General features: G+C 61.3%; 28 protein-coding genes. 11 read left to right on the plus strand and 17 right to left on the minus strand.

Features of this window, described 5'->3' with window-relative positions; all coding sequences use genetic code 11:
- From J5M56_RS15110 to J5M56_RS15150, 9 genes are all read right to left on the minus strand, one after another.
- Window positions 1-301: histidinol dehydrogenase (locus J5M56_RS15110; RefSeq protein WP_207937243.1), on the minus strand; the 301-nt coding region annotated here is incomplete at its 3' end.
- A gap of 126 nt (window positions 302-427) precedes the next feature.
- A complete protein-coding gene (gene hisG / locus J5M56_RS15115; RefSeq protein WP_060478751.1) occupies window positions 428-1,063 on the minus strand; it encodes an ATP phosphoribosyltransferase in 636 nt (211 codons plus the stop codon).
- Between the two features lie 93 nt (window positions 1,064-1,156).
- Window positions 1,157-2,422: a UDP-N-acetylglucosamine 1-carboxyvinyltransferase gene (gene murA, locus J5M56_RS15120; protein ID WP_060478752.1), complete on the minus strand. Its 1,266-nt coding sequence runs from the start codon at window positions 2,420-2,422 to the stop codon at window positions 1,157-1,159.
- 23 nt (window positions 2,423-2,445) lie between these two features.
- Complete coding sequence (locus J5M56_RS15125; RefSeq protein ID WP_003255121.1) at window positions 2,446-2,685, minus strand: BolA family protein; 240 nt, start codon at window positions 2,683-2,685, stop codon at window positions 2,446-2,448.
- Between the two features lie 118 nt (window positions 2,686-2,803).
- Window positions 2,804-3,106, minus strand: a complete 303-nt coding sequence (locus J5M56_RS15130) for an STAS domain-containing protein (RefSeq protein WP_186477698.1) — start codon at window positions 3,104-3,106, stop codon at window positions 2,804-2,806.
- Window positions 3,103-3,750, minus strand: coding sequence for an ABC transporter substrate-binding protein (locus J5M56_RS15135; RefSeq protein ID WP_060478754.1), 648 nt, complete (start codon window positions 3,748-3,750; stop codon window positions 3,103-3,105). The genes J5M56_RS15130 and J5M56_RS15135 overlap by 4 nt, the downstream gene beginning before the upstream one ends.
- A gap of 9 nt (window positions 3,751-3,759) precedes the next feature.
- On the minus strand, window positions 3,760-4,245 hold the full coding sequence (gene mlaD / locus J5M56_RS15140; protein ID WP_060478755.1) for an outer membrane lipid asymmetry maintenance protein MlaD: 486 nt from the start codon (window positions 4,243-4,245) through the stop codon (window positions 3,760-3,762).
- Window positions 4,245-5,042, minus strand: a complete 798-nt coding sequence (gene mlaE / locus J5M56_RS15145; protein ID WP_186477697.1) for a lipid asymmetry maintenance ABC transporter permease subunit MlaE — start codon at window positions 5,040-5,042, stop codon at window positions 4,245-4,247. The genes mlaD and mlaE overlap by 1 nt, the downstream gene beginning before the upstream one ends.
- Window positions 5,042-5,851 carry an ATP-binding cassette domain-containing protein gene (locus tag J5M56_RS15150; protein ID WP_043213285.1) on the minus strand — a complete coding sequence of 270 codons (810 nt, stop codon included), beginning with the start codon at window positions 5,849-5,851 and terminating at the stop codon, window positions 5,042-5,044. Before J5M56_RS15150 ends, mlaE begins: the two co-directional genes overlap by 1 nt.
- Before the next feature lie 245 nt (window positions 5,852-6,096).
- Between J5M56_RS15150 and J5M56_RS15155 the strand changes: the two genes are divergently transcribed.
- The 10 genes from J5M56_RS15155 (at window position 6,097) to J5M56_RS15200 (ending at window position 13,111) form a co-directional block, all read left to right on the plus strand.
- Entirely contained in the window at window positions 6,097-7,071 is a 975-nt protein-coding gene (locus tag J5M56_RS15155) for a KpsF/GutQ family sugar-phosphate isomerase (RefSeq protein ID WP_186477696.1), read from the plus strand.
- 15 nt (window positions 7,072-7,086) lie between these two features.
- A complete protein-coding gene (locus J5M56_RS15160) occupies window positions 7,087-7,611 on the plus strand; it encodes an HAD family hydrolase (RefSeq protein WP_186477695.1) in 525 nt (174 codons plus the stop codon).
- A gap of 8 nt (window positions 7,612-7,619) precedes the next feature.
- On the plus strand, window positions 7,620-8,192 hold the full coding sequence (gene lptC / locus J5M56_RS15165; RefSeq protein ID WP_060478759.1) for an LPS export ABC transporter periplasmic protein LptC: 573 nt from the start codon (window positions 7,620-7,622) through the stop codon (window positions 8,190-8,192).
- Window positions 8,179-8,703 carry a lipopolysaccharide transport periplasmic protein LptA gene (gene lptA / locus J5M56_RS15170; protein ID WP_008092470.1) on the plus strand — a complete coding sequence of 175 codons (525 nt, stop codon included), beginning with the start codon at window positions 8,179-8,181 and terminating at the stop codon, window positions 8,701-8,703. The genes lptC and lptA overlap by 14 nt, the downstream gene beginning before the upstream one ends.
- A complete protein-coding gene (gene lptB / locus J5M56_RS15175) occupies window positions 8,704-9,429 on the plus strand; it encodes an LPS export ABC transporter ATP-binding protein (RefSeq protein ID WP_060478760.1) in 726 nt (241 codons plus the stop codon).
- Window positions 9,430-9,603: 174 nt separating this feature from the next.
- Window positions 9,604-11,097, plus strand: coding sequence for an RNA polymerase factor sigma-54 (locus J5M56_RS15180; RefSeq protein WP_186477694.1), 1,494 nt, complete (start codon window positions 9,604-9,606; stop codon window positions 11,095-11,097).
- A gap of 78 nt (window positions 11,098-11,175) precedes the next feature.
- Window positions 11,176-11,484, plus strand: coding sequence for a ribosome-associated translation inhibitor RaiA (gene raiA, locus J5M56_RS15185; RefSeq protein ID WP_060478762.1), 309 nt, complete (start codon window positions 11,176-11,178; stop codon window positions 11,482-11,484).
- A gap of 12 nt (window positions 11,485-11,496) precedes the next feature.
- Window positions 11,497-11,961, plus strand: a complete 465-nt coding sequence (gene ptsN, locus J5M56_RS15190; protein WP_060478763.1) for a PTS IIA-like nitrogen regulatory protein PtsN — start codon at window positions 11,497-11,499, stop codon at window positions 11,959-11,961.
- A 2-nt stretch (window positions 11,962-11,963) separates the two neighbouring features.
- The gene (gene rapZ / locus J5M56_RS15195; RefSeq protein WP_207937244.1) at window positions 11,964-12,818 is read left to right on the plus strand and encodes an RNase adapter RapZ; all 855 of its coding nucleotides are present in this window, start codon (window positions 11,964-11,966) and stop codon (window positions 12,816-12,818) included.
- Window positions 12,819-12,838: 20 nt separating this feature from the next.
- Window positions 12,839-13,111, plus strand: a complete 273-nt coding sequence (locus J5M56_RS15200) for an HPr family phosphocarrier protein (protein ID WP_060478765.1) — start codon at window positions 12,839-12,841, stop codon at window positions 13,109-13,111.
- A 125-nt stretch (window positions 13,112-13,236) separates the two neighbouring features.
- Here J5M56_RS15200 and J5M56_RS27065 read toward each other — a convergent pair whose 3' ends face one another.
- The 5 genes from J5M56_RS27065 to pmbA all read right to left on the minus strand — a co-directional run bounded on the left by J5M56_RS27065 (window position 13,237) and on the right by pmbA (window position 17,315).
- On the minus strand, window positions 13,237-13,359 hold the full coding sequence (locus J5M56_RS27065; protein ID WP_261744066.1) for a hypothetical protein: 123 nt from the start codon (window positions 13,357-13,359) through the stop codon (window positions 13,237-13,239).
- A gap of 11 nt (window positions 13,360-13,370) precedes the next feature.
- Window positions 13,371-13,982, minus strand: coding sequence for a superoxide dismutase (locus tag J5M56_RS15205; RefSeq protein WP_186477691.1), 612 nt, complete (start codon window positions 13,980-13,982; stop codon window positions 13,371-13,373).
- Window positions 13,983-14,070: 88 nt separating this feature from the next.
- Window positions 14,071-15,447 (minus strand): class II fumarate hydratase, encoded by a 1,377-nt coding sequence (locus J5M56_RS15210; RefSeq protein WP_207937245.1) that lies wholly within the window; start codon window positions 15,445-15,447, stop codon window positions 14,071-14,073.
- Window positions 15,440-15,841, minus strand: coding sequence for a hypothetical protein (locus tag J5M56_RS15215; protein WP_060478768.1), 402 nt, complete (start codon window positions 15,839-15,841; stop codon window positions 15,440-15,442). Before J5M56_RS15215 ends, J5M56_RS15210 begins: the two co-directional genes overlap by 8 nt.
- A 127-nt stretch (window positions 15,842-15,968) precedes the next feature.
- The gene (gene pmbA, locus J5M56_RS15220; RefSeq protein WP_186477689.1) at window positions 15,969-17,315 is read right to left on the minus strand and encodes a metalloprotease PmbA; all 1,347 of its coding nucleotides are present in this window, start codon (window positions 17,313-17,315) and stop codon (window positions 15,969-15,971) included.
- A gap of 253 nt (window positions 17,316-17,568) precedes the next feature.
- On the opposite strand from pmbA, the gene yjgA reads away from it, so the two are divergent.
- Window positions 17,569-18,090 carry a ribosome biogenesis factor YjgA gene (yjgA, locus tag J5M56_RS15225; RefSeq protein WP_060478770.1) on the plus strand — a complete coding sequence of 174 codons (522 nt, stop codon included), beginning with the start codon at window positions 17,569-17,571 and terminating at the stop codon, window positions 18,088-18,090.
- Window positions 18,091-18,200: 110 nt separating this feature from the next.
- On the opposite strand, the gene tldD is transcribed toward yjgA, so the two are convergent.
- Genes tldD through J5M56_RS15240 form a run of 3 tightly spaced genes read right to left on the minus strand, consistent with a single transcriptional unit; the run spans window position 18,201 to window position 24,324 of the window.
- Window positions 18,201-19,640, minus strand: a complete 1,440-nt coding sequence (gene tldD / locus J5M56_RS15230) for a metalloprotease TldD (protein ID WP_207937246.1) — start codon at window positions 19,638-19,640, stop codon at window positions 18,201-18,203.
- A 2-nt stretch (window positions 19,641-19,642) separates the two neighbouring features.
- A complete protein-coding gene (locus J5M56_RS15235) occupies window positions 19,643-20,494 on the minus strand; it encodes a carbon-nitrogen hydrolase family protein (protein WP_207937247.1) in 852 nt (283 codons plus the stop codon).
- A gap of 14 nt (window positions 20,495-20,508) precedes the next feature.
- A complete protein-coding gene (locus tag J5M56_RS15240; protein ID WP_207937248.1) occupies window positions 20,509-24,324 on the minus strand; it encodes a YhdP family protein in 3,816 nt (1,271 codons plus the stop codon).
- Window positions 24,325-24,353 lie beyond the last annotated feature (29 nt).

Raw genomic sequence — 24,353 nt, forward strand, 5'->3', positions numbered from 1 at the left:
CGCGAGTAGCGGCTTTTTCCAGCGCTTCGCGCTGAGCGTCAGTGATGCGGGTCAGGGCCAGTTCCAGGCGCTCACGGCCCAGGATCAGATCATCGATGGAATTGGCGTCAACACCGTCGAAACGCTGGGTGAACTCCACCAGCGCGGCGTCACCACGCTCACGCACGGCCTTGATGATGTCGAGCACGCGCTGGTTGACCGCGTCATCGGACACACTTTCCCAGCTCAGCAGATGATCCAGATGTCGGGCGAAATCCGGGTCAGCAGCGTTGAGACGGGCAATTGCAGTGGACACGGTCATGGCGAGGGCCTCGATTATTAGCGAATGCTCAGGCGCCCTAGGCTACCAGTCCATCCGCGCGGGCACCCGAGAAAAATGGCTATGACGCGGATAGACGGGCGCGGCAGCTAAGGCCGCGCGCAGAACTTAGCCGCGGTGTCGCGATTCGACCGCTTGGCGCAGCGTGTCGATCAGGCTCTGGATGCGGGCGTGCTGCATCTTCATCGATGCCTTGTTCACCACCAGGCGCGAACTGATGGTGGCGATCAGTTCCTGGGGCTCCAGGCCATTGGCACGCAAGGTATTGCCGGTATCTACCACGTCGATGATCTTGTCGGCCAGGTTGATCAGCGGTGCCAGCTCCATTGAGCCGTACAGCTTGATGATATCGACCTGGCGACCTTGCTCGGCGTAGTAACGCTTGGCTACGTTGACGAACTTGGTAGCAACGCGCAGGCGCCCCTTGGGTTCGGGCGCACCGACCGCACCGGCGGTCATGAGCTTGCAGCGGGCAATCTGCAGGTCCAGCGGCTCGTACAGGCCTTGGCCGCCGTACTCCATCAGCACGTCTTTGCCAGCCACACCGAGATCGGCAGCGCCATGCTCGACGTAGGTCGGCACATCGGTAGCACGTACGATCAGCAGGCGCACGTCATCCTGAGTGGTGGGGATGATCAGCTTGCGGCTCTTGTCCGGGTTCTCGGTCGGCACGATACCGGCCTCGGCCAGCAATGGCAGGGTATCGTCGAGGATACGGCCTTTGGAAAGCGCGATGGTCAACATTGGAACGTCGGTCCTTAAGCGGCTACTGCCGGCCGGGCGACGCTCGCCCGACCGCATTCAATTCGAATGGCACATCCCTGTGCCAGCGGGCAACTAGCCCGGTACACGGCGGATTTTCGCGCCGAGCATCTGCAGTTTTTCTTCGATGCACTCGTACCCACGGTCGATGTGGTAGATACGGTCGATCAGCGTATCGCCTTCGGCGACCAGTGCCGACAGCACCAGGCTCGCAGAGGCGCGCAAGTCGGTGGCCATCACCGGGGCTCCTTTGAGGGCCGGTACACCGGTGACGATCGCGGTGTTGCCTTCGACCTGAATCTGCGCGCCCATGCGGTGCATTTCGTACACGTGCATGAAGCGGTTTTCGAAGATCGTCTCGATCACGGCACCCGTGCCTTCGGCGATGGCATTGAGCGAGATGAACTGCGCCTGCATGTCGGTTGGGAACGCCGGATACGGGGCAGTGCGCAGGTTGACGGCTTTCGGCCGCTTACCGTGCATGTCCAGCTCGATCCAGTCATCACCGGTGGTGAGGTCGGCGCCCGCTTCTTTGAGTTTTTCCAGCACTGCTTCAAGGATGGTCGGGTCGGTATCCTTGACCTTGACCCGGCCACCGGTCACGGCCGCAGCCACCAGGTAGGTGCCCGTTTCGATACGGTCGGGCATGACACGGTAGCTGGCCGAATGCAGGCGCTCGACGCCATCGATGGTGATGGTATCGGTACCTGCGCCCTGAACCTTGCCACCCATGGCATTGATGAAGTTGGCAAGGTCCACCACTTCAGGCTCGCGCGCGGCGTTCTGCAGTACGCTGCGGCCCTTGGCCAAGGCTGCGGCCATCATGATGTTCTCGGTACCGGTCACGCTGACGGTGTCGAAGAAGAAGTGCGCGCCGCGCAGGCCGCCTTCAGGCGCCTTGGCCTTGATATAGCCGCCTTCGACTTCGATGTTGGCGCCCATGGCCTCCAGGCCACGGATATGCAGGTCGACCGGACGCGAGCCGATGGCGCAGCCACCTGGCAGTGCCACTTCAGCCTCACCGAAGCGAGCGACCATTGGGCCGAGCACCAGGATCGAGGCCCGCATGGTCTTGACCAGCTCGTAGGGGGCTACCAGGGTCTTGATGGTACGGGGGTCGATTTCCACCGCCAGCTTTTCGTCGATCACAGGCTCGATGCCCATGCGCCCGAACAGCTCGATCATGGTGGTGATGTCGTGCAGGTGCGGCAGGTTGCCGACGGTAACAGGCCCATCGGCCAGCAGGGTCGCCGCGAGGATCGGCAAGGCTGCGTTCTTCGCGCCGGAAATGCGGATCTCGCCGTCTAGACGAGCGCCGCCAGTAATAATCAGTTTGTCCATTGGAGTCTCGCCGCCACGTTGGCTCAGGTGCGCTCAGCCCAGGCTGCGCTGCTGAAAAATTTCATGGTTACCGCGTGGATGCTGCCATTGGCGATCCACGGATTCAGATGAGCGTAGATCGCCTGCTGACGTTTGACCGGGCTCAGGCCAGCCAACTCGTCGCTGATCACGTTCAACTGGAAGTTGCAGCCTTCGCCTTCAACTTCGACCCGGGACCCGGGCAATTTTTCTTCAAGGAAGCTCTTAACTTCTACGGCCTGCATGCTCAACCTCAATCGGCGCCCGATGCGCACGGGTCGGCCATCATACAAAAAAGCCCCTCGCCTGCGAAGCCCAACGAGAGGGCACGCGACCGAGGGGCCTCGCTTTACCACCAATGCATCAGTTTGCCAGCACCTCGTCGAGGTCATAAACCCCGGCGATTTCGCGCATGTCTTCGGGCATCCCACGCACCTCGAAGGCCTTGCCGGCTGCCTGCGCGTCACGAATGAAGGCCAGCAGCAGAGACAGGCCGACGCTGGTCGAGCGCGCCACCGCCGAGCAATCCAGCACCAACCGGGCCTCACGGCAACGCTCGATCAGCGACTTGCCCTGCTTGCGCAGGGCCGGCCCGCTGCGGTAATCCAGCTCGCCAGCCAGGCGCAGCACGCCCGGCTCGGCCATGGTTACAGCGGCCTGGCTCATTTAACAGCCTTGTCTGGCGAGGTTTCGGCGGTCTGCTTGGCCTTGGCCACTTCGCCAGCCCAGCCATCGATGGTCTTGTCCAGGTCGTTGCCATTGCGCTGCATGGCATCGGCGAACTGATCGCGGAACAACTTGCCGACATTGATGCCGTTGACGATCACGTTACGCACTTTCCACTCACCGCCGAGGTTTTCCAGGGTGTACTGCACCGGGTACACCGCACCGTTGTTGCCGGTCACCTTCATACCGACACTGGCGCGCTTGCCGTCGTCAGCCTTGGCCGGGTCGACGGTGATGCCCTGGTTGTTGTACTCCAGCAGTGCGTTGCCATAGAACTGCATCAGGCTGCGCTTGAAGTTCTCCTGAAAACGCTGCATCTGCTCGGGCGTTGCCTTGCGCGAATACTTGACGGTCATGATGCTTTTGGAAATGCCCTCGGCATCCACCACCGGCCCAAGGATGCGGTTCAGCGCGTCGTAGAACGCGTTGGGGTTGGCTTTGTACTGCTCCTTGTTGGCCTTCAGGTCGCCCAGTAGCTCGTTGGTGGTGCTCTGCACCACCTCGTGCGGCGATTGCGCGGCCAGCGCCATCAGAGGGAAGGCCGCCAGCAATACCAGCAAGCCACGTCGCAGGATCGAAATCATGGATACTCCTTAATTAGCCGGTTGTGCTTCTTTAGGTTCCTTGCCAACGGAATTGAGCAGGAACTTGCCAATCAGATCTTCCAACACCAGCGCCGACTGGGTGTCGTGGATGGTCGAGCCGTCTTTGAGCACCTCTTCTTCACCGCCCACACTGATGCCGATGTATTTCTCGCCAAGCAAACCGGCGGTCAGGATCGAGGCAGTGGAATCGGTCGGCAAATTGTTCACCGACTTGTCCAGCTGCAGCGTTACCCGGCCGGTGAAGGAATCACGGTCCAGATCGATGGCGGTGACCTTGCCGATGGTCACACCCGCCATGGTCACCTTAGCTCTGACAGTCAAACCGGCGATATTGTCGAAGTACGCATAAACTTTATAGGTATCGCTGGTCGGGCTGGCCGACAGCCCGCTGACACGCAGAGCCAGCAGCAGCAGCGCCAGAATCCCGGCCAGAAGGAACAGGCCGACACCGATTTCCAGGGTGCGGTTTTGCATCAGAAATCTCCAAACATCAAGGCGGTCAGAATAAAGTCCAGACCCAGCACTGCCAGCGAGGCGTAGACCACGGTCTTGGTGGTGGCACGGCTGATCCCCTCTGAGGTGGGTTCGCAGTCGTAGCCCTGGAAAACGGCAATCCAGGTGGTGACGAAGGCGAACACCAGGCTCTTGATAAGCCCATTGAGCACGTCGTCGGTAAAGGAAACGCTGTTCTGCATATTGGCCCAGAACGAGCCTTCATAAACGCCCAGCCAGTCGACCGCCACCCAGGAGCCACCCCAGATGCCCACCACGCTGAAGATCAGCGCCAGCAGCGGCAACGAGATGAAACCCGCCCACAGGCGCGGTGCGACGATGTACTTGAGCGGGTCGACGCCGATCATTTCCAGGCTCGACAGTTGCTCGGTGGACTTCATGTTGCCGATTTCGGCAGTCAGCGCAGAACCTGCACGGCCGGCGAACAACAACGCAGTGACTACCGGGCCGAGCTCACGCAGCAGGGTCAGGGCAACCATCTGCCCCACCGCCTGCTCCGAGCCGTACTTGGTGAGGATGCTGTAGCCCTGCAGGGCCAGCACCATACCGATGAACATGCCGGAAACCACGACGATCGCCAGCGACAGCACGCCTACCGAGTACAGCTGCTTGGTCAGCAACTGGAAGCCGCCACCGATACCGCCACGGCCAATCAGCGCATGGAACAGGAACAGGCACGAGCGGCCGAGCACAGCCAGCACGTCGATCGCCGAACGCCCGAGCAGGCGAATACGTTCGATTAAGGATTTTCTGCGCATCAACGCGCCCCCAGCAGATCGGCGCGGTAGTCAGGCGCAGGAAAATGGAAGGGAACCGGGCCGTCCGGGTCGCCCTTCATGAATTGGCGAATGCGCGGGTTGTCCGAGCCCATCAGTTCGTCAGGCGTGCCCTGGCCCAGCACCTGGCCATCACCGACCACATAGATGTAATCCGCGATACTGGCGGTTTCGGCAAGGTCGTGAGACACCACGATGCTGGTAATGCCCAAGGCATCGTTGAGCAGGCGGATCAGGCGCACAAGCACACCCATGGCGATCGGGTCCTGCCCGACGAACGGCTCATCATACATGAGGATCTGCGGGTCCAGAGCGATCGCCCGGGCCAGTGCCACACGGCGCTTCATACCACCCGAGAGCTCGTCCGGCATCAGGTCGATAGCCCCGCGCAGACCCACGGCCTGTAGCTTCATCAACACGATGTCGCGGATCATTTCGTCCGAAAGCTGGGTATGCACACGCAAGGGAAATGCGACGTTCTCGAACACATCGAGGTCGGTGAACAGCGCACCGCTCTGGAACAGCACGCCCATCTGCTTGCGCGCGTCGAACAGATCGCTGCGCGACAGGCTCGGCAGGTTCTGCCCGGCTACCCAGACCTCACCGCTCGAGGGCCTCAGCTGCGCGCCCATCAGGCGCAGCAGCGTGGTCTTGCCGCAACCCGACGGCCCCATGATCCCGGTGACTTTGCCACGCGGGATACGGATGTCGACATTGCTGAAAATGCTGCGCGAACCGCGCTTGAAGGTAACCCCCTTCAACTCGACCGCGTAGGCGCTATCCACACTCATCTAGACTCCTTGCTAGTGCAGCCTCGCACTCAGTGACGCCGGCCTTCATCGTGAAGACACATGCACTCGCGGCAGGCCGAATAGCGGCGAACTATAGCACCGCTGGGCATGCGCCCCAAGGCCATGAAACGTGTCATTCAGGGGTGCGACAGGGTTTGCAGACAATTGTTCAGACAATCGAGTGGGTGAGCCTTTCTTCCATTGCAGCTATAATCGCCGCCTTTTCATCAGGCAGTGCTTTCTACATGAGCCAATCCAACGAGCTGATCCAGTCCGCCCAGCGCACACTGCGCCTGGAACTCGAGGCCATACAAGGCCTGGCAGCCAGCATCGACGCGAACTTCGTCAAGGCCTGCGAGCTGATCCTGGCCAGCACCGGGCGAGTGGTTGTAGTCGGCATGGGCAAATCGGGGCACATCGGCAACAAGATCGCCGCCACCCTGGCCAGCACTGGCACGCCTGCTTTCTTCGTGCACCCGGCCGAGGCCAGCCACGGCGACATGGGCATGATCACCCAGGACGATGTGATCCTGGCGTTGTCCAATTCCGGCAGTACGAGCGAAATCGTGACCCTGCTGCCGCTGATCAAGCGCCTTGGCATCAAGATGATCAGCCTTACCGGCAACCCGGACTCACCATTGGCCCAGGCTGCCGAGGTCAACCTCGATGCGCGGGTCGCCCACGAAGCCTGCCCGCTCAACCTGGCACCAACCTCCTCCACCACTGCCGCGCTGGTGCTGGGCGACGCCCTGGCCATCGCCCTGCTCGAAGCGCGCGGGTTCACCGCTGAAGATTTCGCCTTCTCGCACCCAGGCGGCGCCCTGGGCCGCCGCCTGCTGCTCAAGGTCGAGAACGTCATGCATGCGGGCGACGAGCTGCCACAGGTCAAGCGCGGTACACTGCTCAAGCATGCGCTGCTGGAAATGTCCCGCAAAGGCCTGGGCATGACCGTGGTGCTCGAGCAAGACGGCAGCCTGGCAGGGATTTTCACCGATGGTGACCTGCGCCGCAGCCTGGACCGCAACATCGACGTGCATACCGCACTGATCGACGAAGTGATGACCGTACACGGCAAGACCGCCCGCGCCGAGATGCTCGCCGCCGAAGCGCTGAAGATCATGGAAGATCACAAGATCAGCGCCTTGGTGGTGGTCGACGGCAACGACCGACCGACCGGCGCTTTGAACATGCATGACCTGCTGCGCGCAGGGGTGATGTAACCGGGAGCGATGACGATGAACCAGAACCTGATGCAGCGTGGCAAGGCCATCAAACTCGCTGTGTTCGATGTGGACGGGGTGCTCACCGATGGGCGCCTGTATTTCCTCGAAGACGGCAGCGAATTCAAGACCTTCAACACCCTCGACGGCCATGGCATCAAGATGCTCATGGCATCTGGCGTGACCACCGCCATCATCAGCGGGCGCAAGACCCCGGTGGTCGAGCGCCGCGCCAGGAACCTCGGCATACCCCACCTGTACCAGGGCCGCGAGGACAAACTGGTGGTGCTCGACGGTCTGCTTGCCGAACTGGGCCTAAGCTATGAGCAGGTCGCCTACCTGGGCGACGACCTTCCGGACCTGCCGGTCATTCGCCGGGTTGGGTTGGGCATGGCAGTGGCCAATGCTGCACCTTTCGTGCGTCAGCACGCCCATGGCGTGACCGAGGCACGCGGCGGCGAAGGCGCCGCTCGCGAGTTCTGTGAACTGATCATGCAGGCCCAGGGCACCCTGGACGCTGCCAACGCCAACTACCTTTAAGGCTGCCCATGCTCAGCAAGAAAGCCCGCAACATCGCGCTGTTCGTGGTCATTGCCGCGCTGCTGGCGGCCGTCGGTTACTGGAATGTCAGCCCCGAGCGCTTCCTGGAAGAGCCAGCGGCGCAGGTCGACGAAAGCGCCATCGACTACTATGCGATCAACGCCCATAGCGTGCAGTTTCTGCCAGACGGCAAACTGCAGTACGAAATGACTGCCGACAAAGTCGAGCACCTCAAGGCCAGCGAGGTCACTCTGGTGACCACGCCAGACCTGCACATGTACCGCGGTACCCAGTACCCATGGCATGTGCAGAGCGTTCGCGCCGAGGTCAACCCTGACGGCAGCGAAGTCGAACTGATCGATAACGTGCGCATTGCCCGCACCGACGAAAAACAGCGCGATACCATCATCACCAGCTCGCGCATGACCGTATTCCCACAGAAGCAATATGCGCAGACCGAGCAAGCCGTTAGAATCGACGGCGCCGGTGGCACAACCACAGGCAAGGGAATGAAAGCGTATTTGAAAGAAAGCAAGATCGACTTGCTCTCTAACGTAAGAGGACAGTATGAGGCTCGTTAAAACCCTCCCCCTTTTGCTCAGCCTGAGCGCAGCACTGGGAAGCGCGAGCGCCTTCGCCCTGCCGACCGACCGTGACCAGCCTATCCGTATCCAGGCCGACAACGCGCACCTGGACGACAAGCAAGGCGTGGCCACCTACACCGGCGATGTGATCATCACCCAGGGCTCGATGATGATCAAAGGCAACACCGTCACCATGACCCGCGCCGCCAATGGCGACATCGACGTGGTGACTTCGGTGGGCAACCTGGCGTATTTCGAACAGCAGCAGAGTACGGCCAAGCCCGACAAGATGAAGGGGTGGGCGGTGACCATCCAGTACCAGGCGCAGAAAGACACGGTTATCCTCACTGACCGCGCCAAGGTCGAAAACGAAGGCAACACCACCGAGGGCGAGAAGATCGTCTACAACACCAAGTCCCAGGTTGCGACCGCCGGTCGCGGTGGCAACGTGACTCAGCCACGTCAGCGCATCGACATGGTGATCCAGCCTAAGAAGAAGGCCGAGTAAATGGCAACCCTCAAAGCCCAGCATCTGGCCAAGAGCTACAAAGGCCGGCAAGTGGTACGTGATGTCAGCCTGTCGATCGACAGCGGGCAGATCGTCGGCCTGCTTGGCCCCAATGGCGCCGGCAAGACCACCTGCTTCTACATGATCGTGGGCCTGGTGCAGGCCGACCAGGGGCGCGTGCTGATCGACACCCTCGATGTCAGCCACCAGCCCATGCACGGGCGCGCCCGTGCAGGCATCGGCTATCTGCCGCAGGAAGCTTCGATCTTCCGCAAGCTGTCGGTGGCCGACAACATCATGGCCATCCTCGAGACCCGCAAGGACATCGACCGCGAGGGCCGGCGCAAAGAGCTGGAAAGCCTGCTCCAGGAATTCCACATCAGCCACATCCGCGACAACCTCGGCATGAGCCTGTCCGGCGGTGAACGCCGAAGGGTGGAAATCGCCCGCGCCCTGGCCACTGCGCCTAAGTTCATCCTGCTGGACGAGCCGTTCGCTGGTGTAGACCCGATCTCCGTGGGCGACATCAAGCAGATCATTCATCACCTCAAAGCCAAGGGTATCGGGGTGCTGATCACCGACCACAATGTGCGTGAAACCCTGGATATCTGCGAGACCGCCTACATCGTCAATGACGGTCAACTGATCGCCGAGGGTGACGCCGAGACCATTCTGGCCAACGACCTGGTCAAGGAGGTTTACCTGGGTCACGAGTTCCGACTCTGACCGCAGGTTCTGCCTGGAGCACTGGCACTGTGCCCCAGTGGGGGCTTAAGTTGTTACAGCGCTCTAGGCAAACGCTACATTTTAAGGCATAAAACTTGCTTGATTTGGCGCCCCGGCGCCCTCGTGTAGTGGATGGCGCATGCGCGCCGGCGAACAAGGTATTAAGCCCCAGCCATGAAACCATCGCTCGTCCTAAAAATGGGCCAGCAACTGACGATGACCCCGCAGTTGCAACAGGCCATCCGTCTGCTTCAGCTCTCCACCCTGGACCTCCAACAGGAAATCCAGGAGGCGCTGGAATCCAATCCCATGCTCGAACGTCAGGAAGACGGCGACGACTTCGACAACAGCGACCCCATGGCGGACAACGCCGAGAACAAGCCAGCCGCCGAAGTTCAGGAGACTAGCTTCCAGGAAAGCACCAGCAGTGCCGAAAGCCTGGAAGACGCAGAATGGAACGAGCGAATCCCCAACGAGTTGCCGGTCGATACCGCCTGGGAAGATATCTACCAGACCAGCGCCAGCAGCCTGCCAAGCAATGACGACGACGAGTGGGATTTCACTACCCGAACATCGGCCGGCGAAAGCCTGCAGAGCCACCTGCTGTGGCAGCTGAACCTGGCCCCGATGTCCGATACTGACCGCCTGATAGCTGTCACGCTGATCGACAGCATCAATAACCAGGGCTACCTGGAAGATACCCTCGAAGAAATCTGCGCAGGCTTCGACCCAGAACTGGACATCGAGCTCGACGAAGTCGAAGCAGTGCTGCACCGCATCCAGCAGTTCGAACCGGCCGGCGTCGCTGCCCGCACGTTGGGCGAGTGCCTGCTGCTGCAATTGCGCCAACTGCCGGCCAGCACACCGTGGATGAGCGAAGCCCAGCGCCTGGTGACCGACTTCATAGACCTGCTCGGCAGCCGCGATTACAGCCAACTGATGCGCCGCATGAAGCTCAAGGAAGACGAGCTGCGTCAGGTGATAGAGCTGGTGCAGAGCCTAAACCCGCGCCCGGGCTCGCAGATCGAGTCGAGCGAGCCGGAATACGTGGTACCCGACGTGATCGTGCGCAAGGACAGCGAACGCTGGCTGGTGGAACTGAACCAGGAAGCCATCCCGCGCCTGCGCGTGAACCCGCAATACGCCGGCTTCGTGCGCCGCGCCGATACCAGCGCTGACAACACATTCATGCGCAACCAGCTGCAAGAGGCGCGTTGGTTCATCAAGAGCCTGCAAAGCCGCAACGAAACGCTGATGAAGGTCGCCACCCAGATCGTCGAGCATCAACGCGGGTTCCTCGACCACGGCGACGAAGCGATGAAACCGCTGGTCCTGCACGACATCGCCGAAGCAGTGGGCATGCACGAGTCGACCATTTCGCGGGTGACCACGCAGAAGTTCATGCACACCCCGCGCGGCATCTACGAACTGAAATACTTTTTCTCAAGCCACGTCAGCACCGCCGAAGGCGGAGAATGCTCGTCCACGGCTATCCGCGCGATCATCAAAAAACTGGTTGCGGCGGAAAATCAGAAAAAGCCATTGAGTGACAGCAAGATCGCTGGTTTACTGGAGGCACAAGGCATCCAGGTAGCCCGTCGCACCGTCGCCAAGTACCGCGAGTCTCTCGGCATCGCACCGTCGAGCGAGCGCAAGCGACTGATGTAGCGCCTGGTTGAGCCATAGCGTTTGTGGGGCAGGTGCAAGTCCTGCCTCTTTATGCACGGGCAACAAAGGAGAAGCTGTATGCAAGTCAATATCAGTGGACAGCATGTAGAAGTCACCCAGCCACTGCGTGAATATGTGCTCGAAAAGCTCGCGCGCGTGGAGAGTCACTTCGACAAGATCACCAACGTGCAGGTCATCATGAAAGTCGAGAAGCTGCAGCAAAAGGTCGAAGCGACCTTGCAGATTCCAGGCGGTGAAGTGGTTGCCAACGCCGAACACGAAGACATGTATGCAGCAATCGATGCCTTGGCCGACAAGCTCGACCGTCAACTGAAAAAACACAAGGAAAAACAGCAAAGCCTGCTGCAAGGTGCAGCCGCTCGCTGATCCCTCTCATCCATGATCCGACTTGAAACCATCCTGACCCCCGGCCGTTCCCTCGTGAACGTGCCGGGCGGCAGTAAGAAGCGCGCCCTGGAAAAGGTCGCCAACCTGATCGCCGAACAAGTTCCCGAACTTGAGATGCAAGACGTCTTCGAAAAGCTCATCGGTCGCGAAAAACTGGGTTCGACCGGCTTTGGCAATGGCATCGCCATCCCGCATTGCCGGCTTCCAGGCTGCTCTTCCCCGGTGAGTGCCTTGTTGCATCTGGATGCGCCCATCGACTATGACGCAATCGATGGCGCCCCGGTGGATCTGCTGTTCGTGCTGCTGGTGCCTGAGGCAGCCACCGACGCACACCTTGAGTTGCTGCGCCAGATCGCCAGCATGCTTGATCGCAAGGAGGTTCGCGATCGGCTGCGCGCCGCCGGCAGCAGCGAGGCCCTGTACCAGGTTGTCCTGGACGCACAAAACGAGCACTGAACATGCGCCTGATCATCGTCAGCGGCCGTTCCGGCTCCGGCAAGAGCACCGCCCTGGATGTGCTGGAAGACAATGGCTTCTATTGCATCGACAACCTACCTGCCGGCCTGTTGCCGCAGCTGGCTGAAAATGCGTTGATCAACACCGAATTACTGCAGCCGAAGGTGGCAGTGTCAATCGACGCGCGCAATCTGCCAAGCCACCTGTCCCGCTTCCCTGAACTGTTGGCCGATGCTCGTGGGCGTCACATTCAGTGCGATGTCTTGTATCTAGACGCCGATGAAGACACGTTGCTCAAGCGTTTCTCGGAAACCCGCCGCCGCCACCCACTGACCAATGCCGATCGCTCGCTGGCCGAAGCGATCCGGGTCGAAAGCGAGCTGCTTGGGCCTATCGCTGACCTTGCCGATCTAAAGATCGACACCACCAGCCTTAACCTCTATCAACTGCGCGATTCGCTCAAACTGCGCCTGCTCAACCAACCGGAGCCTGGTACTGCATTTCTGGTCGAGTCATTTGGCTTCAAACGTGGGATGCCGGTCGATGCCGATCTGGTTTTCGACGTTCGCTGCCTACCCAACCCCTACTGGAAACCCGAGCTTCGCGAACACTCCGGCCTGGAACAACCGGTCATCGATTACCTGGCCGCACAGCCAGACGTCGAAGAAATGTTCAGCGACATTTCCAGCTATCTGCTCAAATGGTTGCCACGCTTCGCGGCCAGCAACCGCGCCTATGTCACCATCGCCATTGGTTGCACCGGGGGCCATCATCGCTCGGTGTACATTACCGAGCGCCTGGGCCAACTGCTGCAGCAATCACTGAAAAACGTCCAGGTTCGCCACCGCGACCTCTAGCCCACAGGATCTACCGCACCATGCCCGCCCGCGAAATCACCATCATCAATAAGCTGGGCCTGCATGCCCGGGCGGCAGCAAAATTCGTCGGTGTGGCCGGCAAATACCCCTGCCAGGTCCGTGTCGGCCGTGCGCCTGACAAACTGGTCGACGGCAAGAGCATCATGGCGGTGATGATGCTGGCTGCGGGCAAAGGCACGCAGGTGCACCTGCACACCGAGGGTGAACAGGATAACGATGCGCTGGAAGCGTTGGTTGCACTGATCAACAACTACTTCGACGAAGGTGAGTGAAGTACCCGGGGCTTGCGACGTCCTGCAAGGGAACCCATCTTCCGGCGATCGGCATCGGGTATCCCGCCCCCCTGCTTACACGCCAAGCAAACCTCGAGTACGTTATGGGCGATGATCGCGATCGGCTAAACGCCTAACCAGGCCATGCCCCGGGCCAGTAGTAGCGCACTACCGGCTACCAGCAGCAATACACCCAACGCCAAGCGCAGCAGACGGACACCGCCAAGGGCCATCACTGTAGCGCGCATGCCAGGTCGCTTCACTTCAAGGCTTCAAGATAGCGGCGCTCCACTTGCGGCCAGTCAATCACGTTGTAGAACGCCCCTATGTATTCGGGCCTGCGGTTTTGATACTTCAGGTAATAGGCGTGCTCCCACACATCAAGCCCGAGAATCGGCGTATTACCGTGCATCAGGGGGCTATCCTGATTCGCGCTGCTCTCAACTATCAACGTGTTCTGTGGCGTTACGCTGAGCCACGCCCAGCCACTGCCGAACCGGGTCAGGGCGGCCTTGGTGAAGGCCTCCTGGAACGCTTGGTAACCCCCAAGCTCGGCGTCAATGGCACGGGCCAGCTGGCCTTGTGGCAACCCACCACCCTGAGCAGACATGATCGTCCAGAACAAGCTGTGGTTGACATGACCGCCGCCATGATTGGTGACCGCGCCGCGCAGGTTCTCGGGCAGTTGCTTGACCGCACCGACCAGTTTCTCGGCTGGCCACTGCGCCCACTCGGTGCCCTCGAGGGCGGCGTTCAGACCATTGACGTAAGTCTGGTGGTGCTTTGTATGGTGAATCTCCATGGTCTGCGCGTCGATGTGCGGTTCCAGGGCATCATAGGCGTAAGGCAAAGGTGGCAGGGTATGCGGCATATCAATGGACTCCTTTGGTAAGAGCAATCAGCACCGCTGCCTGACCGGCCAGCAAGCTTGCAGGCCCCAGCGCGGTGCCTATGGCGTGTCAGATACCGCCGGCGGTCAGTTTTTCTGGGTCCAGCAACGCCTCGAGTTGATCGCGGGAGAGGTCGGTGTGTTCCAGCGCCACATCGATGATCGGGCGACCTTGCTGATAAGCAGACTTGGCGATTTCTGCGGCCTTGAGATAGCCGATGATGGGGTTCAGCGCGGTGACCAGGATCGGATTGCGAGCCAGGGCCTGCTTGAGCTGGGCTTCGTTGACCTTGAAACCGGCGATCGCCTTGTCCGCCAGCAGGCGGCTGGCATTGGCCATCAGTTCGATGCTTTCCAACAGGTTGCGAGCGATGACCGGCAGCATGACGTTGAGCTCGAAGTTACCCGACTGGCCGGCCACTGCGATGGTGGCGTCATTGCCGATCACCTGGGCGGCGACCATGGCAGTGGCTTCCGGGATTACCGGGTTGACCTTACCAGGCATGATCGAGGAGCCGGGCTGCAAGCCCTGCAATTCGATTTCACCCAAGCCAGCCAACGGGCCTGAATTCATCCAGCGCAGATCGTTGGCGATCTTCATCAACGCGACCGCGGTTGTCTTGAGTTGCCCTGAGAGGGCAACGGCGGTGTCTTGGGAGCCAATCAGTGCGAACAGATTACGCCCAGGCGTGAATTCGACCTTGGCGATATCGCTCAACTGACGCGCGAACACCGCGGCGAACTGCGGATGGGCATTGATCCCTGTGCCTACGGCGGTGCCGCCTTGCGCTAGGGCCTGCAGGCTCGGCAAGGTTGCCTGGATATGCGCTTTCGCGCCGTTGATCTGTGCTGCCCAGCCATCAAGTACCTGGCTCATGCGCACTGGCATGGCATCCATCAGGTGAGTTCGGCCAGTTTTCACGTAGCGATGTACCTGCGCTGACTTGGCCTCGATCGCTTCAATCAGATGACTCAACGCCGGCAACAGTTGCTCGTGCAAAGCTAGCGCCGCGCTGACGTGGATGGTGGTGGGAATGATGTCGTTGCTGCTTTGGCCACAGTTGACATGGTCATTGGCATTGACCGGCTCCCCAAGGATGCGACTGGCCAGGGTAGCAATCACTTCGTTGGCATTCATGTTCGAACTAGTGCCGGAGCCGGTCTGGAACACATCCACCGGGAAGTGCTCAATGAAATTCTCTGCCAGCAGCTGCTCAACCGCCTGAACGATGGCCTGCCCCTGCCCCGGCGAGAGTTGCTGCAATTGCACGTTGGCCTTGGCTGCGGCGGCCTTGGCCAGCAACAGCGCGCGAATGAACTGGGCCGGCATTCGCTGGCCGCTGATCGGGAAGTTGTCGACCGCGCGCTGGGTTTGAGCGCCATACAGGGCTTTGGCCGGCACCTGCAGCTCGCCCATGCTGTCACGCTCGATACGGGTATCAGTCATGTTCGAATCCTTGCATCAGTTCTTCGGGGGTAATCGAGGGCAGCAGTTGGCAGTTCGCCAACTGCATGGCATAGGGCTGCCACCGTAGATTCTGCTCGTGCCGGTCCAGCTTGCGCAGGTCGAGCAGCGGGCGCCAGGCCCGATCCAGGCACAAGCAGCGCCAGTGCCAAGGCAGCATGCGGTCGCAGGCGGTATCCAGCAGCAAGCGGAACGATGTCAATGCCACGGTCCATGGCGCAGTTTCGGTGCAGCACACCAGGTAGCGCCCTTCGGCCAGGTAGTGCTCAATCAGGCGCGGCTCGTTGGGTTCGAGGGCGCAGCGAATGCGCCGGCTGAGCCAGCGCCAGTTTTCCAGGTAAGGTAGTTCGCGCAGGACGGGTTTCATCAACATCATCGCCAAGTGATCGAGTAATGATATTGATTATTAATTGATAATCATAATCACTTCAAGTGATCGGCGATGAAAGAAAAACCCGGCACGCAGGCCGGGTTCAGTTTGAAACTGATTTTCCTAGGTGATTTCAGCTGCCAGCAACGGTCATCCGTTCGATCAATACCGAGCCGGTGTGAATATTGCTGCGAGTTTCCAGATCGCTACCAATCGCGACAATTTGCTGGAACATGTCTTTCATATTGCCAGCGATGGTCACCTCCTGCACCGCATGCTGGATCTCACCGTTCTCGACCCAGTAGCCTGCTGCACCGCGGGAATAATCGCCCGTCACCATATTCAGACCATGCCCCATCAGCTCGGTAACCAGCAGGCCACGGCCCATGCGCCGGATCAGCGCTGCCTGGTCCTCGACGCCATGGGTGACATACAGGTTATGCACACCCCCTGCGTTAGCGGTGCTCGGCAGGCCCAGCTTACGACCGGAGTAGGTACCCAGCAGGTAGGACACCAATTCGCCGTTGTCTACGAACGGTTTGGCGTAGGTCGCCAGGCCGTCTGCATCGAATGCGGCGCTGCCCAGCGCACGCGGAATATGCGGGCGTTCGTCGAGGGTCAGCCAGGATGGGAACAGGCGTTGGCCGATTGCCCCGTCGAGGAACGACGACTTGCGATACAGGTTGCCTCCAGAAATGGCCGAGAGGAAACTGCCGAACAGGCCCCCAGCCAGCTCGGCAGAAAAGAGCACCGGCACTTCGCAGGTCGCTACCGGGCGTGCACCCAGGCGGCTGGCGGCACGCTGGGCAGCCCGAATGCCAATGCTGCGCGGGTCGGCCAGCAGGTTGCCTTGACGGTTCACGTCATACCAGTAGTCACGCTGCATCTGGCCCTCACCCTCGGCGATCATCACGCAACTCAGGCTGTGCCGGGTCGAGGCGTAGCCGCCGATGAAGCCGTGGCTGTTGCCATACACGCGGCACCCTTGGTGGGTGTTCAAGGTGGTGCCATCGGCGTTGAGGATACGCGGGTCGGCGTCGAACGCCGCAGCTTCGCAGGTCAGCGCCATTTCGATGGCTTTTTCTGGCTCGATGCCCCAGTCGTGGTAAAGGTCCAGATCGGGAATGTCACGGGCCATCAGCGCTGCATCAGCCAAGCCCGAGCACTCGTCCTCGGAGGTGTGCTTGGCGATCGCCAAGGCAGCAGCGACGGTTTCTCGAACCGCTTCCGGACCACTGGCCGAGGTGCTGGCCGAGCCTTTGCGCTGGCCCACATACAGGGTGATGCCAAAGCCTTGGTCGCGGTTGAACTCGACCGTTTCGACCTCGCGTTGACGCACCGTGGTCGACAAGCCTTGCTCCAGCGACACCGCCACTTCACAGGCACTGGCGCCTTGCTTGCGTGCTTCTGCAATGATCGCTTCGACCTGCTCCTGCAACGCTGGCAGGTCCTTTGGGCCTACGCTTTGGACTGCACTCATGGTTTTCTCCACTCAAATTCTGCGCATGGCTACGGGTCATTCTACGACCGGGCCGGACAAGCGGCCCCCATCTGGTTATCATGGCGGCAAATTTCAGGCTTAGTACGAAAAGTGCCTGCGCGACGAACATGCTGCGTTGAAAGCCGGCTCGGAATGCTCATTTACAATCTGTAAACTCCGCTACCTCGCCTGTTTCGCCTTGCCTGCTCGCCGCTCGGCGACTTTTCTCAAAAACCCAAGCGGACTGCCCCCCATGGTTGATTCATACGACGACGCCTTCGACGGCGAAAAAAGCAAAACCCAGATCAAGCGCGAGCTGCATGCGTTGGTCGAGCTCGGCGAGCGCCTGACTACGCTCAAGGCCGATACCCTGGCACGCCTGCCGCTGACCGACGAACTGCGAAAAGCCCTGGCCGACGCCAGCAAGCACACCGCCCACGGAGCCCGCAAACGCCACATGTCGTTCGTCGGCAAGCTGATGCGTGTGCAGGACCTTGATGCCATCCATGCCGTGCTCGAACAGATGGACAGCTCGACCCGTCAGTACAACGAGCGCTTCCACAGCCTCGAACGCTGGCGCGACCGGCTGATTGACGGTAACGATGACGACCTTGAACGGTTCGTCAACGAATACCCGGAAACCGACCGCCAACAGCTGCGCTCGCTGATCCGTCATGCCCAGCACGAAAAAGCTCGGAACAAACCGCCTGCCGCTGCGCGCAAGGTATTCAAATACATTCGCGACCTCGACGAACTGCAACGCGGTCTGCGCTGAATCTTTAGCGGGCGCCTGTGGGAGCGGGCTCGCCCTGCGAACACCGGCAGCCAGCACCGCACTGCCGGCTTCGCGAGGCAAGGCCGCGCCCACATTGGCGCCCAATGCCATCAAGCGCCAGTACCGCCCACGGTTATGGCATCAAGCTTCAAGGTCGGCTGCCCGACGCCTACCGGCACCGACTGCCCATCCTTGCCACAGGTCCCCACACCGCTGTCCAGTGCCAGATCGTTACCGACCATCGATACCCGGCTCATGGCTTCAGGCCCGTTGCCGATCAGGGTGGCGCCTTTGACCGGCGCGGTGATCTTGCCGTCTTCGATCAGGTAGGCTTCGCTGGTCGAGAACACGAACTTGCCGCTAGTGATGTCGACTTGGCCGCCGCCGAGGTTGGCGGAGTAAATACCTTTCTTCACCGAGGCGATGATTTCCTGGGGGTCACTCTCACCGCCCAGCATGTAGGTGTTGGTCATGCGCGGCATCGGCAGGTGCGCGTAGGACTCGCGCCGGCCGTTGCCAGTGACTGCCATGCCCATCAAACGCGCATTGAGCTTGTCTTGCATGTAGCCTTTGAGGATGCCGTTCTCGATCAGCGTTGTGCACTCGGTGGGGGTACCTTCGTCATCAACGCTCAGCGAGCCGCGGCGGCCTTCCAGGGTGCCGTCATCGACGATTGTGCACAGGCTGGAGGCAACTTTCTCGCCGATCCGGCCGCTGAATGCCGAGCTCCCCTTGCGGTTGAAATCCCCTTCCAGGCCATGGCCGACCGCTTCGTGCAGCAGCACACCCGACCAACCCGAGCCCAGTACCACCGGTAATGTGCCTGCCGGGGCCGGAATGGCCTCAAGGTTCACCAGCGCCTGACGCAACGCCTCGCGGGCGTAGCCCATGACGCGCTCTTGAGTGAAGAAGCGGTAGTCGGTACGCCCGCCACCACCCTGCCCGCCACGCTCACGGCGGCCATTTTGTTCGACGATGACACTGACGTTGAAGCGCACCAGCGGACGCACGTCGGCGGCCAGGCTGCCGTCGGCAGCGGCGATCAGGATGCGCTCCCAGACCCCGGCCATGCTCACGCTGACCTGCTGGATCCGCGGGTCGAGGGCGCGCGTGGCAGCATCGACGCGCTTTAGCAGCTCGACCTTTTCGGCACGGCTGAGTACATCCAAAGGGTTGTCAGGGGCATACAGCGCCGTGACGTCCCGGCTTTTGAAGGCCTGTACCTGGCCGCTCTGGCCTGCGCGGGAAATCGAGCGAGCGGCGCGGGCCGCCGAGTTCAGTGCCTCGAGGTTGATGGCATTGCTATAGGCGAAGCCAGTCTTCTCACCAGACTGGGCACGCACCCCAACGCCCTGGTCGAGGTTGAAGCTGCCCTCTTTGACGATGCCGTCCTCCAGCGCCCAGGTTTCCGAGATCTGGCCCTGAAAGTACAGGTCGGCGGCATCGATGCCGGGGCCGGCCAACTCGCCCAGCACGCTCTGCAGGCTATCGAGGGTAAGTCCGCCCGGGGCCAGGAGCTGCTCGCTGACGGTGGATAACATCTGGCTCATAGTCACTCCGCGGTGTGCGCAGGCCGCAAGGCGTCCTGCGAGAAAAAGCGCCGGTGCATGGTGACCGGCATGCGCGCCCGGATGGACGCCTGTTCATCAGTGTCGCGCTCGGCAAGCAATACGGCTTCGCCTTGCGCCTGTTGGGCAACGATCCGCCCCCAAGGGTCGATGATCGCAGCATGCCCGTGGGTTTCCCGCGGGCCTGGATGGGTACCGCCCTGAGCCGCCGCCAGCACATAGCACTGGGTTTCGATGGCTCGGGCACGAATCAGCACGTCCCAATGTGCAGCGCCCGTGACCGCAGTGAAGGCTGCCGGTGCCGTGATCAGCTCCGCGCCCGCACTGCGCAAAGCGCTGTAAAGCTCGGGAAAGCGCAGATCGTAGCAAACGCTCAAGCCCAATCGGCCCACTGGCGTATCCGCCACTACCACACTGGCTCCATGGGCATAGTCATCGGACTCGCGGTAACGACCACGGTTGTCGGCAACGTCCACATCGAACAGGTGCAGCTTGTCATAACGCGCAACTACTTGGCCGTGTTCGTCGACAAGCAGCGAGCAGGCATGGGCCTTGGCTTGTGGTTGCCCTTGTGGCGGCAGCGGCAAAGTACCTGCAACAATCCATAATCTGAGGTCGCGAGCAGTGCGTTTCAACCATGGCAGAATCGGCCCATCGCCCAACGCCTCGGCGCGGCCGATGGCGGCGGCATCTTTGCGCCCCATCGCCGCGAAGTTCTCCGGCAGTACCGCAAGCTTCGCACCACCCAGCGCCGCCTGCTCGAGCAGAGCCCCGGCACGCTGCAAATTGGCCAGCACATCGTCCTGGCTGACCATCTGGATGACCGCTGCCTTCATGGGCGCTCCCAAGATTATTTGTTGAACGGTTTCACAAAGGTGATTTTAGGCTCTTTTACCGGCCCCTCGACGCGATAGTGCACGCTTGCGAAACGCGATACCCGGTCGCCGATCAAGCGGTCGACCAGGAACAGCGCACCACCGACGGCGGGGGCGCCAACGATCAGCGCGGCCAAGGGCAGATTGTTGGTAACCGGCAGCGACACCTGCACGTTGGCAGCGACCCGATCGCGGACCAGGTCCAGAGTACCTTCAAGCTCGAAGTTGCTCGACGGGCCGGTCACCGAGATGGGCTCGCGGGTGACGTAGACGCCATTGCTGGCCGCCAGCAGACCTTTGACCCGGTCGTAGGCCAAGCCCTTTTCGAACAGGTCCGAAAAATCCAGGCGCAGCCTGCGACCAATGGCATCGAAGTTGAGCAGCCCAAACACCCGCAGGGCCTGGGCACCACCTTCCACCTCGACGAACTGGCCGCTGCGCAAGGCTGCATCCATGCTGCCAGAGAACCGCTTGAGGCCAACCCAGGCCGGCGACCCAGGCCAGCGCCCGTCCACGTCCAGACGGAAATCACGGCTGGTCACTGTGGGCGCGAAGCCCCAGGCCTTGAGCACGTCGGCGAGGTTCTTGCCATCCAGGCGACCTTTGTACCAGCTGTTGGTGCCCCCTACTGGCCCCTCCCAGCCGCCTGAGCCATCGACGTGCAGACCTTTGACGTTCAAGTTGATGTCCTGCGCGGATACACCGTTTGCCGTGGGGCGCAGCTTCACTGCGGCACTGCCAAACAGATCATCGCCTCGGTACAGCCTATCGATGGTCAAGTCCAGTGCCGGCACTTTGCGCGGGTCGAAGGAGGCCAACGGATCGGGGCCCTCTTCGGCTTGCGCATCGGCAGGGTCGGCAGGCGGCAGGCGCAGGGTTTGTAGCCGTATGGTCATTGGCGCAGCCTTGGCATCGGGCACCCGGGCGTTACCGATGACCTCCCTGCTGTCCAGGCGCAGGTCCCATGCCGGGCCACCACGGGCCAAGCGCACCACGGCTTGATTCAGGCTCATGCCGAAGCCCTTGAGCTGGCCAATGCTCAGGTCAACGCTCTGCAGGGTCTGCCGGGCACTACCGCCTGGGTCATCACCGGCAAAGCGTGCGGCCTGTTCCTGCCAGGGCTCAAGATCGAGGCTATCCAGCCGCCCTCTGACGCGCAGCCCCTGACCTGACGGTAATTGCGCCTGGCCCGCGCCCAGCAGCAGTTCGCCGCGCCCTTGGGCCAGTTTGTCTGCAGGGGCGGCATAGGCGAAGCGGGCAAGGTCGGTATACGCCGCATTGAAGCGTCGCTCCGGCCCTTGCAGGGTCATGCTGAACTGGCTGTCACGGGTTTCAGCCGCCGCCTTGCCGAACGGCGCCGGCAAGTCGATGGCCAGACCTTTGAGTGAAGAACTGACATTCAGGCTGTTATCACGGCTGCCCAAGTTAAGCTGCAACTGGTAGGGGATATCACCCGACGCGGGCAAGGCCTGGGTGAACTGCAGCCAATCGGTGAGGGCCTTGAGCGGAGCCTGACCGCTGGCATCGATGCGTGTCTGCATCTGCCCGGGCTCGCCCAGGGCGCTGATCTGCGCGGTGGCCGGCTTGCCGAACACTTGCAGGCTGATGTTCTTGCCACTGAGCCCCTTGTCGAGGTCAAAGCTGAAATCACCCTTCAGGCGTGTAAGGTCCAGGCTAGGCGGGGCAACTTTAAGCTTCGCATCGCTAGTGGCGAAGTCGACCAGCACTTTAGGACGCTCGCCATGGGCCAACGGAATGTCGAGCTTGACCTTGCCCTTGAGCGGCCCCTCCCCCTCCCAGGCCGCGAAGATGTCGCCTGTACCGATCGGTGTTTCCTTGAGGATCTTCAAGCCATCGCCGAGGCTGCCGTCGAACCCCCCGTCCAGATACAGGTGACTGGGCTGGCCCTCATCGACGTGAGGGATATTCACATTGACGTCGGTGACCGCAGTATCGAGCAGCAGGCCCTTGCTGGCCTTGATACGCACACCGCTGTCCTCGATCAGCACATCGCCGTCCACTTGCTGCACCTGCGGCCAGCCCGGCTGGAAGTCCAGCACTGCATCGTGGACCTTGAAGAACAGGCTGATGCTGCGAGCCTCAGGTGAGGCGCCATGATTCAGTGAACCTTGGTACTGGAAATAGCCTTGATCAACATCGCCTTTGACGATAGCGCTGCGCAGCCATTCATCGAGCGCAGGGCTCAGCACCTCGGGCAGGTATTTGGCTGTGTAGCGGCCATCACCGTCGGTTAGCCCCACCCGCAGGTCCATGTAACTTTCAGTGCCTGGGTCGAACAGCAGGCGGATCAGAAAGTCGCCGGCGATCTTGCCCTCTTCTCCCAATACCTTGAGGTAGGGCGCGACCAGGGTGAAGCCATGCTGGTCGAGGGCCCAGGTCAGGCGTGCATTGGCCTTTTGGTAATGCCAGGGTTTGGCGAAGATCGGATACAGATGCAGCATGAACGCGTCGGTGTCCAGGCGTAGTTCGCCATGGCCAAGGTCACCGCTGATGCTGCCACTGACGTTCCCGGCCGCTGGGGCGCCGTGATAGGCATCGAACCCTACCTGCTCCAGGTTGGCGGCGAACTGCAGGCGCTGGTTGCCCTCAGCCTTCGGCCGCACGTCCAGGCGCACGTTGCGCAGTGCACCTTTTACCTGGAGTGCTTCGAGCACCTCCATGAGCTTGCCTGGCAAGGGTGCAAGCGCCTGCACCAATGGGGTCAGAGGCGTAAGGTCCAAGCGGTCTGCCTGCACCTGCCAGGTTTCACCCGCTGGGTCATCGCCTGGGCGCTGGTTTACTTGCAGATGCGACTCCCAACGTGTCTTGCCAATGCTCGCGGCAAGTGAGTCGACCACCACATCAAAACCCTGGTCGCGACGCTGGAACCAGGCGGACAAGGCAAGATCATCCAACGCCACCGCCTTGCGGTCAGCATAGGCACCGCCCAGGTTTGGCGCATTCAAGCGAACGACGGCCTGCTGCAGCTGGCCCTGCCCCCAATCGACCCAGAACTCGCCTCCGGCCTTCAACGCTTCGGCCCGCCACTGGCCCAGCAGCCGCGGTGGCAGCCAGCGCGCCCAGTCACTTTGCGGCAAGCTCAAATAAGCCTTGGCATCCCCGTCGCGCCAGGCCTCGGCGGTGGCCCGGCTGCGCAGGTAGAGCGCCAGCGGCTGGCCGTCGGGCAAAGTAGCGCGCAAGTCCAGGGCCTGACGAGATGTGCCGGCCTGCAAACCGAGGCTGACATAGGTGAGGGTCAATGGGTCCCGCTGCCAGGGCTGCAGCGTGACCTGACTGTCGAATACATCGATACGGCCCAATTGGCGCAGGCGCTGCAGCATCTGGGCGGGGTCGAGCGGCGCGTCGTCCTTTTTCGGCAGCCCTTCCATCGCCCAATTACCCTGCTCGTCTTCGCGCAGGATCAATTGCAAGCCACCCAGCTCGATGCGCGACAGGCGCACTTCACGGGCAACCAGGCTGGCCCAAAGATCGGGCACCACCTTCACATCATCGAGCCGCAGGGCTGAAGCGCCTTCCCCCAGTTGCAGATCACGCACCCGTAGCACCGGCGACAGGCCACTCCAACGCCCTTCCAGAGCCCCCACATGCACAGGCAATTCAAGCGCCTGTTCAGCCTTGCGCTGAACGTCTGCGCGGTACTCGGCCACCAGCGGCACCAGTACACGGCCGATGCTGACATACAGCGCTACCAACACGGCGAGCAGAGCGCATAGGCCTAGACCCCAACGGGTCAAGGCAAGCAGAACGCGGTTCAGACGTCCCATGGCCATGGCCCTCCAGGTCGTTTATCCATGATGGC

The sequence above is a fragment of the Pseudomonas sp. 51_B genome (assembly GCF_017491595.1).
Lineage (GTDB): Bacteria > Pseudomonadota > Gammaproteobacteria > Pseudomonadales > Pseudomonadaceae > Aquipseudomonas > Aquipseudomonas promysalinigenes.